Raw genomic sequence first — 12,512 nt, 5'->3', positions numbered from 1 at the left:
ATGACCAGCACACTCGACACCTCCGCACGCCCCACCGCCGAGGAGGAGCGGCCGCGGCGCGGCGCCTCGGCCTTCAGCCTCGAGCAGGTCGGCGCGGCGCTCCCCGGGGCGCTGCGCAAGCTCGATCCGCGCCTGATTGTGCGCAACCCCGTGATGTTCCTCGTCGAGGTCGGCGCCGCGCTGACCACGGCGCTCGCCGTCGCCGAGCCGTTCCTCGGCGGCGCCCAGGCGTCGGGCGGGGTGCCGGTGCCGCCCTCGTTCACCGCGGGGATCGCGGTCTGGCTCTGGCTGACCGTGCTCTTCGCCAACCTGGCCGAGTCGGTGGCCGAGGGGCGGGGCAAGGCGCAGGCCGACAGCCTGCGGCAGACCCGCACCAGCACCGCCGCCCGCCGCCTCGCCGAGTACCGCGCCGGCGACGGCTCGGCCGCGCACAGCCGGATCGAGGAGATCTCCTCCGCCGATCTGCAGCTCGGCGACCACGTGGTGGTCGAGGCGGGCGAGCTCGTCCCCGGCGACGGCGACATCGTCTGGGGCATCGCCTCCGTCGACGAGTCGGCGATCACCGGGGAGTCGGCGCCGGTCGTCCGCGAGTCCGGCGGCGACCGCAGCGCCGTCACCGGCGGCACGCGCGTGCTCTCGGACCGCATCGTCGTGCGGATCACCTCGAAGCCCGGCGAGACCTTCGTGGACCGGATGATCGCGCTGGTCGAGGGGGCGTCGCGGCAGAAGACGCCGAACGAGATCGCGCTGAACATCCTGCTCGCGAGCCTCTCCATCGTCTTCCTCGTGGTGACGCTGACGCTGAACCCGATCGCCTCCTCCGTGGCGGCGCCGGTCAGCGTCCCCGTGCTGGTCGCCCTCCTGGTCTGCCTGATCCCGACCACGATCGGCGCGCTGCTCTCGGCGATCGGCATCGCGGGGATGGACCGGCTCGTGCAGCGCAACGTGCTCGCGATGTCGGGCCGTGCGGTCGAGGCCGCGGGCGACGTCACCACGCTGCTGCTCGACAAGACCGGCACCATCACCTACGGCAACCGGCGCGCCACGGAGTTCGTCGCGATCGACGGCACCGCCGCCGACGAGCTGATCCGCGCCGCCGCGTCGTCCTCGCTCAGCGACCCGACGCCGGAGGGGAAGTCGATCGTCGACCTCGCCGCGGCCCGGGGCGTGCACCCGGACGCCCTCGCGAGCGAGGCGCTGTCGGCCGAGATCGTGCCCTTCACCGCCCAGACCCGGATGAGCGGGCTCGACCTCGCCGACGGGTCGATGATCCGGAAGGGCGCCGGCTCGGCCGTGACCGCGTGGCTCGAGAGCGACGCGCGTCTGGCGAGCACGGTCGCCGCCGAGCTCGACGAGCAGGTGCACCGCGTCTCGGAGAGCGGGGGGACGCCGCTGGTGGTCGCGGTGAAGGACGCCGGCGGCACGGGTCGGATCCTGGGCGTCGTGCACCTGAAGGACGTGGTGAAGGAGGGGCTGAAGGAGCGCTTCGCCGATCTGCGGGCGATGGGCATCCGGACCGTGATGATCACCGGCGACAACCCGCTCACCGCGAAGGCGATCGCGGCGGAGGCCGGCGTCGACGACTACCTCGCCGAGGCCACGCCCGAGCAGAAGCTCGCCTACATCCGCCGCGAGCAGGAGGGCGGGAACCTGGTCGCGATGACCGGCGACGGCACCAACGACGCTCCGGCGCTCGCGCAGGCCGACGTCGGGGTGGCGATGAACACCGGCACGTCGGCCGCGAAGGAGGCCGGCAACATGGTCGACCTCGACTCCGACCCGACCAAGCTGATCGACATCGTGCGGATCGGCAAGCAGCTGCTGATCACCCGCGGGGCGCTCACGACGTTCTCGATCGCGAACGACCTCGCGAAGTACTTCGCGATCATCCCGGCGATGTTCGCCGGGGCCTTCCCGGGGCTCGCGGTGCTCAACGTGATGCAGCTGCACTCGCCCGCCTCGGCGATCCTCTCGGCGATCGTCTTCAACGCGCTGGTGATCGTGGTGCTCATCCCGCTCGCTCTGCGCGGAGTCGCCTACCGCGCGCTCAGCGCCTCGCGGATCCTCAGCCGCAACCTCCTCGTCTACGGGCTCGGCGGTGTGATCGCGCCGTTCGTCGGGATCAAGCTCGTCGACCTCGTCGTCTCCCTCCTCCCCGGCTTCTAGAAAGCAGACACCGATGAACTCCCCCCGCTCCGGTCTCCGGCAGTACGCCGTCGCGCTGCGCGCGCTGATCGTGCTCACCCTCGCCCTCGGCGTCGTCTACCCGCTCGTGGTCACCGGGATCGGGCAGCTCGCGCTGCCCCGGCAGGCGAACGGCTCGATGCTCGCGGTCGACGGCCGCGACGTCGGCTCGAGCCTGATCGGCCAGTCCTTCACCGACGCCGACGGGCAGCCGCTGCCCGAGTGGTTCCAGTCGCGGCCCTCCGCCGCCGGCGACGGCTACGACGCGAGCGCCTCCAGCGGCTCGAACCTCGGCCCCTCGAACGAGGACCTCGTCGCCTCGATCCAGGAGCGCCGCGCCGCGATCGCCGCGTTCGACGGCGTGGACCCGGCCGCGGTGCCGGCCGACGCGCTCACCGCCTCCGCCTCGGGGCTCGACCCGCAGATCAGCCCGGCCTACGCCGAGCTGCAGGTGGCTCGGGTCGCTGCCGCCCGGGGCCTGCCGGAGGAGAGCGTGCGCGCGCTCGTCGACGGGGCGGTGCAGGGGCGCGACCTCGGCGTCCTCGGCGAGGAGACGGTGAACGTGCTCGAGCTCAACCTCGCGCTCGCGCGGCTGTGACCGGGGCGGCTCCGGGCGCACCTCGGGCTCGTAGACTCACCCTCGGCTCGCCGGGACGCCGCGATCACGCGAGCCGGAGCCGATCTCGCGAGCCGAGGGTGGGGGCCGGAGCATGACGAAGGGCCGCCTGCGCGTGCTGCTCGGGGCCGCACCCGGCGTCGGCAAGACGTACACGATGCTCGAGGAGGGCCGCCGGCTCGCCGCCGAGGGCCGCGACGTCGTCGTCGCCGTCGTCGAGACGCACGGCCGCGCCGCCACCGCCGCGATGGTCGAGGGGCTCGAGGTGGTCCCCCGGCGCGCGGTCGAGCACCGCGGCGTGCGGCTCGAGGAGATGGATCTGGAGGCGGTGCTCGCCCGGCGGCCCGACGTCGCGCTGGTCGACGAGCTCGCGCACACCAATGCGCCCGGCTCGCGGCACGACAAGCGCTGGGAGGACGTGACGGCGCTCCTCGACGCCGGGATCACGGTCTTCTCCACGGTGAACATCCAGCACATCGCCTCGCTCAACGACGTCGTGCAGGCGATCACCGGAGCGCCGCAGCGCGAGACGATCCCCGACGCCGTGCTCCGCGCGGCCGACCAGATCGAGGTCGTCGACCTCGCTCCGCAGGCCCTGCGCGACCGCCTCGCCGACGGGCGGGTCTACCCGCCGGAGCGCATCGACGCCGCGCTCTCGAACTACTTCCGCCTCGGCAACCTCACCGCGCTGCGCGAGCTCGCCCTGCTCTGGCTCGCCGACGAGGTCGACAGCGCGCTGCGCGACTACCGCGGCGAGCACGGCATCGACAGCACCTGGGAGGCCCGCGAGCGGGTGGTCGTGACGCTCACCGGCGGCACGGAGGGGGAGACCCTGCTGCGCCGCGGCGCGCGGATCGCCGCGCGCGCCTCCGCCGGCGACCTGCTCGCCGTGCATGTGGTGACGCCCGACGGGCTGCGCACGCCGCGGCCGCAGGTGCTCGAGTCGCAGCGCGCGCTGGTCGAGTCGCTCGGCGGGAGCTACCACCAGGTCGTCGGCGAGGACGTGCCGCGGACGCTGGTCGAGTTCGCCCGCTCGGTGAACGCCACGCAGCTGGTGCTCGGCGTGAGCCGGCGCAGCCGCCTCGCCGCGGCGCTCACCCCGGGGATCGGCGCGACCGTGATCCGCGAGTCGGGCAACATCGACGTCCACATCGTCAACCACTCGGCGGCCGGGCGGACGGCGGTGCTGCCGCGGCTCGACGGCGCGCTCACCCTGCGGCGCAGGATCCTCGGCACGGCGCTCGCGCTCGTCGGCGGGCCGCTGGTGACCTGGCTGCTGTCGAGTCTGCGCAGCGACGAGTCGATCACGAGCGACGTGCTCTCGTACCAGCTGCTCGTGGTGCTCGTCGCGCTCGTCGGCGGGCTCTGGCCGGCGCTGTTCGCGGCCGTGCTCTCGGGGCTCACCCTCGACTACTTCTTCGTCGATCCGCTGTACACGATCACCGTCGACGAGCCGCTGCACGCGCTCGCGCTCGTGCTCTACGTGCTGAACGCGGCGCTGGTGAGCGCCGTGGTCGACCGCGCGGCGCGGCGCTCGCGCGCGGCGAAGCGCTCAGGGGCGGAGGCGGAGCTGCTGGCGACGATCGCGGGCGGGGTGATCCGCGGGCAGGGGGCGCTGCAGGCGATCCTCGAGCGCTCCCGCGAGGCGTTCGGCCTGACCGGCGTGCGGCTGGTGCGGGACGGCGCGGTCGTCGCCGCGGACGGCGAGCCGCGGCCCGACGGGGAGCCCGTGCGGATCCCGGTCGGCGCGCATGCGGAGCTGGAGCTGCACGGCCGCGAGCTCGAGGGCAGCGAGCGGCGGCTGCTGCAGGTGGTCGCCGCGCAGCTGGACTCCGTCCTGGAGAACGCGGCGCTGAGCGAGACGGCGAGCTCGCTGGCTCCGCTGGCCGAGACCGACCGGGTGCGCAGCGCGCTGCTCTCGGCGGTCAGCCACGACCTCCGCCGGCCGCTGGCGGCCGCGACCGCCGCCGTCTCGGGGCTGCGCTCGCGCGACGTCGAGTGGAGCGACCGCGACCGGGAGGAGCTGCTCGCGACCGCCGACGAGAGCCTCACCACCCTGGGCGCGCTGGTCACCGATCTGCTCGACGTGACCCGGCTCGAGGCGGGGGCGCTCGCCGTCTCGCTGGCCCCGCTCGACGCGGCCGACGTGGTGCTGCCCGCGCTCGACGAGCTGGGGCTCGGGCCGGGCGAGGTCGACCTCGATCTCGACCTCGACTGCCCGGAGCTGCTCGCCGACGGGGTGCTGCTGCAGCGGGTCGTGGTGAACCTGCTCGCGAACGCGGTGCGCTACGCGCCGTCCGGGACCCGGGTGCGCGTCTCGACCAGCGTCTTCGGCGGGACGGCGCAGATCCGGATCGTCGACCACGGGCCGGGGATCCCGCCCGAGCGCCGGGCGGAGGTCTTCGTGCCGTTCCAGCGCCTCGGCGACGACGACAACACGACCGGGCTGGGACTGGGCCTCGCGCTGTCGAAGGGGTTCACCGAGGGGATGGGCGGGACGCTCGAGACCGAGGACACCCCGGGCGGCGGGCTGACGATGGTGGTGACGCTGCCGGTGGTGGCCGCCGCCGTGGCCGCCGAGAGCAGCACGGCCGCCGAGACCGACGCCTCCGGAGGAGCCGCATGAAGATCCTGATCGCCGACGACGACCCGCAGATCCTGCGGGCGCTGCGGATCACGCTGACCGCCCGCGGCTACGACGTGGTCACCGCGGGCGACGGGACCGAGGCGATCAACCGCGCGATCGACGAGCGGCCGGACCTCTACATGATCGACCTGGGCATGCCGCGGCTCGACGGGATCGAGGTGATCCACGCCCTGCGCGGCTGGACGAGCGCGCCGGTACTCGTGGTGTCGGGGCGCACGGGCTCGGCGGACAAGGTGGGCGCGCTCGACGCCGGTGCGGACGACTACGTGACCAAGCCGTTCTCGATGGACGAGGTGCTCGCGCGCATCCGGGCGCTGTCGCGGCGCGTGCAGCCGGCCGAGGGCGAGCCGCTGGTGGTGATCGGCGACGTGACCGTGGACCTGGTCGCGAAGAGCGCGACCCGGGACGGCGCCTCGGTGCGGCTGACGCCGACGGAGTGGCAGGTGCTCGAGATCCTGGTGCGCAACGCGGGCAAGCTCGTCACCCGGCGCTCGCTGCTCGACGAGATCTGGGGACCGGCGCACGTGACCGACACCGGCTACCTCCGCCTCTACCTGGCGCAGCTGCGCAAGAAGCTCGAGCCCGACCCGGCGCACCCGCGGTTCCTGCTGACGGAGGCGGGGATGGGCTACCGCTTCGTCCCGGGCGAGGACGCGCCGGCGCGCTAGTGGTGTCGGCGGAGCCGCCGGGTCAGGACGCCTCGACGTAGGCCGCAGCGGCCTCGCGGAGGATCTGCGACTTGCTGACGCCGCGGCTCTTCGCGAGCCGGCTCACCTCCTGGTCCAGCCCTCTGGTCGAGCGGACCTTCCACACCGGGCCGGCGGGCTCCCCGCCGTCGAGCCGCGGGCGGCCCCTGGCGATGATCACGGCGTCGTCGAGCGTGGCGGCGCCGGTGGCCGCCAGCAGTGCGGCCCGCGCGTCGTCCGCCGCGTCGGCGCCCTCAGCGTGCACTGCTCGGGCGCTGGAGGACCGCAGCCGAGGGCGGTCCCATGCTGGTCGAGTAGCCCCGTAGGGGCGTATCGAGACCCGCCCACCGTCAGCACGGCGGGGCTGCGGATCCCGATGCGACTGCGGCGCGGGGGGACAATGGAGGAACCCCAGGAGAAGGAGACCACCGTGGATCAGCCGCGCATGAACGTCGAGTCGTTCAACCTCGATCACCGCACCGTCGCCGCGCCCTACGTGCGCCTGGCCGACGCCAAGACCCTCCCGGCGGGGGACCACCTCGTCAAGTACGACGTGCGCTTCACCCAGCCCAACCGCGGACACCTCGAGATGCCGACCGTGCACTCGCTCGAGCACCTGTTCGCCGAGAAGTCGCGCAACCACTCCGACCGCGTCGTCGACTTCTCGCCGATGGGCTGCCAGACCGGCTTCTACCTGATCCTGCAGGGCGAGCCCGAGCTCGCCGAGGTGCTCGATCTGGTCGAGTCGACCCTCCGCGACATCACCGAGGCCACCGAGGTCCCCGCGGCGAACGAGACGCAGTGCGGCTGGGGCGCGAACCACTCGCTCGAGGGCGCTCAGGACGCGGCGCGCACCTTCCTCGCGCAGCGCGACCAGTGGGAGCAGGTCACCGCGTGAGCGCGGTCGAGGCGATCGTCCTCGTCGCGATGGACGAGGAGGCCGAGCCGTTCCTCGTCGCGGCCGGTGGTGCACCGGAGCCCGTCGCGGTGGGCAACGCCCTGCAGTGGTCGCTCGAGGTCGGCGGCCACCCGGTGCTGCTCGTGCGCACCGGCGTGGGACTCGTGAACGCGGCCGGCGGACTGACGGCGGCGATCCTCCGCGTCGGCGGGGCGCCGCTGGTGATCAGCGCGGGGTCGGCGGGCGGACTCGGGGCCGAGGTGCGCGTCGGCGACGTGGTCGTCGGCGACGAGTACGTGCAGACCGACGCGGACGCGCAGGCGTTCGGCTACGCGATGGGGCAGGTGCCGGGGATGCCGGCGCGCTACTCGGGGCACGGGCCGGCGCTCGCCGCGGAGCTCACGGCGTCGCTGCCGGACGGCGGCGGGATCACCGTGCGGCGCGGACTGATCGTGTCCGGGGACGTCTTCGTGTCCGGCGACCACGTCGCGCGGGTGCGCGGCCTCTACGACGGGGCACTGGCGACCGACATGGAGTCGGTCTCGCTCGCGCAGACCGCGTACGTGCACGGGCTGCCGTTCGTCTCGGTGCGCGGCATCTCGGACCTCTGCGAGCCGGGCTCGTTCGAGGCGCACGTGGACGACGCTGCGGACCGCTCGGCCGCGGTGGTGCGCGCGCTGCTCGACGCGGTGCCCGCCGGCGTGGCCGCGTGACGCCCGGCGAGGAGATCGACGGCCTGATCGCGAAGCATCCCGATTGGCGGGGGGAGCTGCTCGGTGAGGCGCGGCGGATCATCCTCGAAGTCGATCCGGGCATCGTCGAGGAGTGGAAGTGGAGGGGCGCGCCGGTCTGGGAGCTCGACGGCATCCTCGTGGTCGGCAACATCTTCCAGAAGAAGGTGAAGCTCGGCTTCATGTACGGGGCGTCGCTCGAGGATCCGGCGGGGATCTTCAACGGGGAGCTCGGCGGGAACCAGCGCCGCTCGGTGGAGTTCGCCGAGGGGGACGCGATCCAGGAGGAGGCGCTCGCGGGGCTCGTGCGCGCGGCGATCGCGTTCAACGCGGCGAAGCGGGCGGCGCGCGGGCGGAAGTAGGACGGCCGGGGCGGCGGGTCGGCGTGCTGGGTGGGTGGGTCTCCTGGGAACGATCACCTAGTTCGTATGGGGATAGCCATGCTGATCGAGTAGCCCGCGCAGCGGGCGTATCGAGATCCGCCAGCGTCAGAAGTGGAGTCTGCAGACCCGCCCTGCTGGTGACGGCGGGTCTCGATACACCCCTTCGGGGCTACTCGACCAGCATGAACGGGCCGCCGCGGGTCCTTTCGCTCACCACCGAGACGCCGACCGGCATGATTCCGATTCTTCTCGGTGGAGGTGTCGATATCGGGGGGCGCCGTTCGACGCGATAGTAGGAGGGCGCAGACAGCGCCCGCGACTCTCGAGGAGAACACCGTGAAGTACATGCTGATCATGCGCGCGACCGACGCCGCCAAGGCCGCCTACGAGGAGATCCCGTTCGACGAGATCATCACCCGGATGGGGCAGTACAACGAGGCGATGATCACCGCGGGCGTCCTGCTCGCGGGCGAGGGCCTCTCCGACGACGTCGCGACCTCCGGGTTCGTGGTCGACTTCTCCTCCGAGCCGGCCGCGATCACCGACGGCCCCTACGGCGAGACGCACGAGCTGTTCAACGGCTTCTGGATCATCCAGGTCTCCTCGAAGGAGGAGGCGAAGGAGTGGGCGCTGCGCTGCCCGCTCGTCCCCGGCAACACGCTCGAGGTGCGCCGCGTCACCGACGAGAGCGACTTCGCGGACTTCGCCGACAACGAGTACCTGCAGAAGGAGGCCGGCTGGCGCGAGGACGAGAAGGCCCGCGCCGAGAACGGCTGACATGACGCCGACGGCTCCCGGGCAGGAGACCCGCGCACGGGTCGCCGCCGTCTGGCGCATCGAGAGCGCGCGCATCGTCGCGACGCTCGCCCGGGTCACCGGTGACGTCGGCGTGGCCGAGGACCTGGCGCAGGAGGCCCTCGTCGAGGCGCTCGAGCAGTGGCCGACGACCGGTGTCCCGCGCAACGCCGGGGCCTGGCTGACGGCGGTGGCCAAGCGCCGGGCGATCGACGGCTGGCGGCGCAGGACCGCGCTCGACGACCGCTACCGCCTGCTCGCGCGCACCCTCGAGGAAAGCATCGACGTCGAGTGGCGGCCGATCGAGGACGACGTGCTCCGGCTGGTCTTCACCGCCTGCCACCCCGTCCTGTCCCGGGAGGCGAGCATCGCGCTCACCCTGCGCCTCGTCGGCGGGCTCGGGACGGAGGCGATCGCGCGGCTGTTCCTGGTGCCGGTCGCGACCGTCCAGCAGCGCATCGTCCGGGCGAAGAAGTCGCTCGCGGCGTCGGGCGTGCCGTTCGAGGTCCCGGAGCCGGCGGAGTGGAAGGCGCGGCTCGACGCGGTGCTCGGGGTCGTCTATCTGGTCTTCACGGAGGGCTACGCGGCGACCTCGGGGGACCGCTGGCTGCGCACCGAGGTGGCGGGGGAGGCGCTGCGGCTCGGGCGGGTGCTCGCCGCGCTCCTGCCGCGCGAGCCCGAGGTGCTGGGGCTGCTCGCCCTGATGGAGCTGCAGGCCTCCCGGTTCGCGGCGCGGACGGCGCCCGACGGCTCTCCGGTCCTGCTCGAGGACCAGGACCGCACCCGCTGGGACCGCGGCCAGATCGAGCGCGGCCGGGAGGCGCTGCGGCGCGCCGATCGCGTCGGCAAGGGCCGCGGCTCCTACGGACTGCAGGCGGCGATCGCCGAGTGCCACGCGATCGCGCCGAGCGTGGCCGCGACCGACTGGGAGCGCATCGTGCTGCTGTACGAGATCCTCGGGCGGGTGTCGCCGAGTCCGGTCGTCGAGCTGAACCGCGCCGTCGCGCTGTCGATGGCGACCGGCCCCGCCTCCGCGCTGCTCGTCGTCGACCGGCTCGCGACCGAGGGCGCCCTGCGGGCCTCGCACCTGCTGCCGAGTGTGCGCGGCGAGCTGCTCGCGCGCCTGGGCCGGCGGGAGGAGGCGCGGGCCGAGCTCGCGACGGCCGCCTCGCTGGCCGGCAACGAGCGCACCCGCGCGCTGCTGCTGGCGCGCGCCGCGTCGCTGTGAGGTCGAGCGCGCGGGTCAGCGCTCGGTGACGACGCCCGCCTCGACGTGCCAGTGGCGGGTCAGCTGCACGGTCTCGAGCATGCGGCGGTCGTGGGTGACCAGCAGCAGCGTGCCCTCGTAGGCCTCGAGCGCCTGCTCCAGCTGCTCGATCGCGGCGAGGTCGAGGTGGTTGGTCGGCTCGTCCAGCACGAGGAGGTTGGTGCCGCGCGCCTGCAGCAGCGCCAGGGCGGCGCGGGTCCGCTCGCCCGGTGAGAGCTCGCCGACGGGGCGCGAGACGTGGTCGACCTTGAGGCCGAACTTCGCCAGGAGGGTGCGCACCTCGGCGGTCGGCCACTCCGGCACGAGCGCCTCGAAGGCGTCGGCGAGCGGCACGTCGGAGGCGAGCAGCGCGCGCGCCTGGTCGATCTCACCGATGGCGACGCTCGCGCCGAGCGAGGCACCGCCCTCCTCGGGAGTGGAGCGGCCCAGCAGCAGCGACAGGAGCGTCGACTTCCCGGCGCCGTTGGGGCCGGTGATGCCGATGCGGTCGCCGGCGTCGACCTGCAGCGAGACCGGGCCGAGAGTGAAGGTGCCGCGGCGGGCCACCGCGCCGTTCAGCGTCGAGACGACCGAGCTCGAGCGCGGGGCGCTGCCGATGGTGAAGGCGAGCTGCCACTCCTTGCGCGGCTCCTCCACCTCCTCGAGCCGGGCGATGCGGCTCTCCATCTGGCGGACCTTCTGGGCCTGCTTCTCGCTCGACTCGGCCGAGGCCTTGCGGCGGATCTTGTCGTTGTCGGGCGCCTTCTTCATCGCGTTGCGGACGCCCTGGCTCGACCACTCGCGCTGGGTGCGGGCGCGCGAGACGAGGTCGTCCTTCTTCTCGGCGAAGTCCTCGTACTTCTCGCGGCGCTGGCGGCGGGCGGTCTCGCGCTCCTCCAGGAACGCGTCGTAGCCGCCGCCGTAGACGGTGGTGGTGCCCTGCGCGAGGTCGAGCTCGAGCACGCGGGTGACGCTGCGGGCGAGGAACTCGCGGTCGTGGCTGACGAGCACCACTCCGCCGCGCAGTCCGCGGACGAACGCCTCGAGCCGCTCGAGGCCGTCCAGGTCGAGGTCGTTGGTGGGCTCGTCGAGCAGCACCACGTCGAAGCGCGAGAGCAGGAGGGCGGCGAGGCCGACGCGGGCCGCCTGCCCGCCGGAGAGCGAGGTCATCAGGGAGTCGGCGGCCACGCCGCTGGTGCGGCCGGTGGCGTCGAGGGCGAGGCCGAGGTCGGCGAGGACGACCGGGGTCCGCTCGTCGAGGTCGGCGGCGCCGCTCGCCAGCCAGCGGTCGAGGGCGAGCGCGTAGCGGTCGGCGATCCGCCCGTCGGGGTCGGGCTCGGCCAGTGCGGAGGCGGCCTCGTCGAGCTCGGTCGAGGTCTCCGCGGCCCCGGTGCGCCGGGCGATGTAGCCGGCGACGGTCTCGCCCTCGCGGCGCTCGTGCTCCTGGGGCAGCCAGCCGACGAAGGCGTCGCCGGGCGCGAGCACGACGCCGCCCTCCAGCGGGGCGGTCTCGCCGGCGAGGATGCGCAGGAGCGTGGACTTGCCCGCTCCGTTCGCGCCGACGACGCCGACGACGTCGCCCGGGGCGACCGTGAGGTCGAGGCGGTCGAACAGGGTGCGGTGCGCGTAGCCTCCGGAGAGGCCCTTGGCGACGAGGGTGGCGGTCACCGGTCCAGCGTAGGCGGGTGCGCGGGGGCCCGATCTCGCTAGACGGCCTGATTGCACGCGCGTCTAGGATGGCCGGATGAGCGAGACGACGGTCCGGGGCGGCGCCGGCTACTGGTACCCGGACGAGTCGTCGACGCGTCGTGCCGTCGAGGTGCTGAGCGCGATGCGCGGCTACCGCGTCTCCGAGGTCGCGATGCGCCGCCGCACGCGCGAGAAGATGGCGATGGGCGAGACCGACCTCATCGCGATCCAGTTCCTGCTCCGCCGGCAGCGCGAGGGCGACCTCGTCAGCGCGAAGGACCTCGCCGCCCACCTCTCGATCTCCTCCGCCTCGACCACCGTGCTGATCGACCGCCTCGTCCGCAGCGGGCACCTGGTGCGGAAGCCGCACCCGAGCGACCGGCGCGGCATCGTCGTCGAGGCCACGGTCGACAGCGATCAGGAGGTCCGCGAGACGCTGCAGCAGATGCACCGCCGGATGCTCGAGATCGCCGAGGACCTCGACGCGGGTGAGGCCGAGGTGGTCGTCAACTTCCTCCGCCGGATGGGCGCCGCCGTCGACGAGATCGACGCGGACGAGGTCGAGACGGGCGCCGCCGCCCCCGCCGCCGCCTCCGACGAAGCCGAGAACTAGCTAGACCTTCTAGTAAAGAGTCGG

At 73.6% G+C, this 12,512-nt stretch carries 12 protein-coding genes; 10 read left to right on the top strand and 2 right to left on the bottom strand.

Features of this window, described 5'->3' with window-relative positions; genetic code table 11:
* The 4 genes from kdpB (at position 1) to GTU73_RS00600 (ending at position 6,115) form a co-directional block, all read left to right on the top strand.
* Positions 1-2,166, top strand: a complete 2,166-nt coding sequence (gene kdpB, locus GTU73_RS00615; RefSeq protein WP_160086075.1) for a potassium-transporting ATPase subunit KdpB — start codon at positions 1-3, stop codon at positions 2,164-2,166.
* 13 nt (positions 2,167-2,179) lie between these two features.
* Positions 2,180-2,782, top strand: coding sequence for a potassium-transporting ATPase subunit KdpC (gene kdpC, locus GTU73_RS00610; protein ID WP_160086073.1), 603 nt, complete (start codon positions 2,180-2,182; stop codon positions 2,780-2,782).
* Between the two features lie 112 nt (positions 2,783-2,894).
* A complete protein-coding gene (locus tag GTU73_RS00605; RefSeq protein WP_160086071.1) occupies positions 2,895-5,426 on the top strand; it encodes an ATP-binding protein in 2,532 nt (843 codons plus the stop codon).
* Positions 5,423-6,115: a response regulator gene (locus tag GTU73_RS00600; RefSeq protein ID WP_160086069.1), complete on the top strand. Its 693-nt coding sequence runs from the start codon at positions 5,423-5,425 to the stop codon at positions 6,113-6,115. The genes GTU73_RS00605 and GTU73_RS00600 overlap by 4 nt, the downstream gene beginning before the upstream one ends.
* A 22-nt stretch (positions 6,116-6,137) precedes the next feature.
* Here the strand turns inward: GTU73_RS00600 and GTU73_RS00595 are convergent, their stop codons facing one another.
* Positions 6,138-6,398 (bottom strand): CopG family transcriptional regulator, encoded by a 261-nt coding sequence (locus GTU73_RS00595; protein ID WP_160086067.1) that lies wholly within the window; start codon positions 6,396-6,398, stop codon positions 6,138-6,140.
* A 135-nt stretch (positions 6,399-6,533) separates the two neighbouring features.
* Between GTU73_RS00595 and GTU73_RS00590 the strand changes: the two genes are divergently transcribed.
* The 5 genes from GTU73_RS00590 (at position 6,534) to GTU73_RS00570 (ending at position 10,168) form a co-directional block, all read left to right on the top strand.
* Positions 6,534-7,031: an S-ribosylhomocysteine lyase gene (locus GTU73_RS00590; RefSeq protein WP_244231712.1), complete on the top strand. Its 498-nt coding sequence runs from the start codon at positions 6,534-6,536 to the stop codon at positions 7,029-7,031.
* Positions 7,028-7,744: a 5'-methylthioadenosine/S-adenosylhomocysteine nucleosidase gene (gene mtnN, locus GTU73_RS00585; RefSeq protein ID WP_244231711.1), complete on the top strand. Its 717-nt coding sequence runs from the start codon at positions 7,028-7,030 to the stop codon at positions 7,742-7,744. The genes GTU73_RS00590 and mtnN overlap by 4 nt, the downstream gene beginning before the upstream one ends.
* Positions 7,741-8,124 (top strand): DUF1801 domain-containing protein, encoded by a 384-nt coding sequence (locus tag GTU73_RS00580; protein ID WP_160086065.1) that lies wholly within the window; start codon positions 7,741-7,743, stop codon positions 8,122-8,124. Before mtnN ends, GTU73_RS00580 begins: the two co-directional genes overlap by 4 nt.
* Before the next feature lie 357 nt (positions 8,125-8,481).
* On the top strand, positions 8,482-8,922 hold the full coding sequence (locus GTU73_RS00575) for a YciI family protein (RefSeq protein WP_160086063.1): 441 nt from the start codon (positions 8,482-8,484) through the stop codon (positions 8,920-8,922).
* Between the two features lies 1 nt (position 8,923).
* Positions 8,924-10,168 carry an RNA polymerase sigma factor gene (locus tag GTU73_RS00570; protein WP_160086061.1) on the top strand — a complete coding sequence of 415 codons (1,245 nt, stop codon included), beginning with the start codon at positions 8,924-8,926 and terminating at the stop codon, positions 10,166-10,168.
* A gap of 15 nt (positions 10,169-10,183) precedes the next feature.
* On the opposite strand, the gene GTU73_RS00565 is transcribed toward GTU73_RS00570, so the two are convergent.
* On the bottom strand, positions 10,184-11,854 hold the full coding sequence (locus GTU73_RS00565) for an ABC-F family ATP-binding cassette domain-containing protein (protein ID WP_160086059.1): 1,671 nt from the start codon (positions 11,852-11,854) through the stop codon (positions 10,184-10,186).
* Positions 11,855-11,930: 76 nt separating this feature from the next.
* Here GTU73_RS00565 and GTU73_RS00560 point away from each other — a divergent pair, with 76 nt between their 5' ends.
* Positions 11,931-12,488 (top strand): MarR family transcriptional regulator, encoded by a 558-nt coding sequence (locus GTU73_RS00560; protein WP_160086057.1) that lies wholly within the window; start codon positions 11,931-11,933, stop codon positions 12,486-12,488.
* The last annotated feature ends 24 nt before the right edge of the window (positions 12,489-12,512 follow it).

Source organism: Rathayibacter sp. VKM Ac-2804 (genome assembly GCF_009866655.1).
Classification (GTDB): Bacteria; Actinomycetota; Actinomycetes; order Actinomycetales; family Microbacteriaceae; genus Rathayibacter.
The sequence above is the reverse complement of the archived record's forward strand: the minus strand, read 5'-3'. Positions and strand labels throughout refer to the sequence as shown.

Coding starts and splice junctions, on each gene's coding strand:
- kdpB (WP_160086075.1), top strand. CDS start 1: ATGACCAGCACACTCGACACCTCCGCACGCCCCACCGCCGAGGAGGAG.
- kdpC (WP_160086073.1), top strand. CDS start 2,180: ATGAACTCCCCCCGCTCCGGTCTCCGGCAGTACGCCGTCGCGCTGCGC.
- GTU73_RS00605 (WP_160086071.1), top strand. CDS start 2,895: ATGACGAAGGGCCGCCTGCGCGTGCTGCTCGGGGCCGCACCCGGCGTC.
- GTU73_RS00600 (WP_160086069.1), top strand. CDS start 5,423: ATGAAGATCCTGATCGCCGACGACGACCCGCAGATCCTGCGGGCGCTG.
- GTU73_RS00590 (WP_244231712.1), top strand. CDS start 6,534: ATGGAGGAACCCCAGGAGAAGGAGACCACCGTGGATCAGCCGCGCATG.
- GTU73_RS00570 (WP_160086061.1), top strand. CDS start 8,924: ATGACGCCGACGGCTCCCGGGCAGGAGACCCGCGCACGGGTCGCCGCC.
- GTU73_RS00560 (WP_160086057.1), top strand. CDS start 11,931: ATGAGCGAGACGACGGTCCGGGGCGGCGCCGGCTACTGGTACCCGGAC.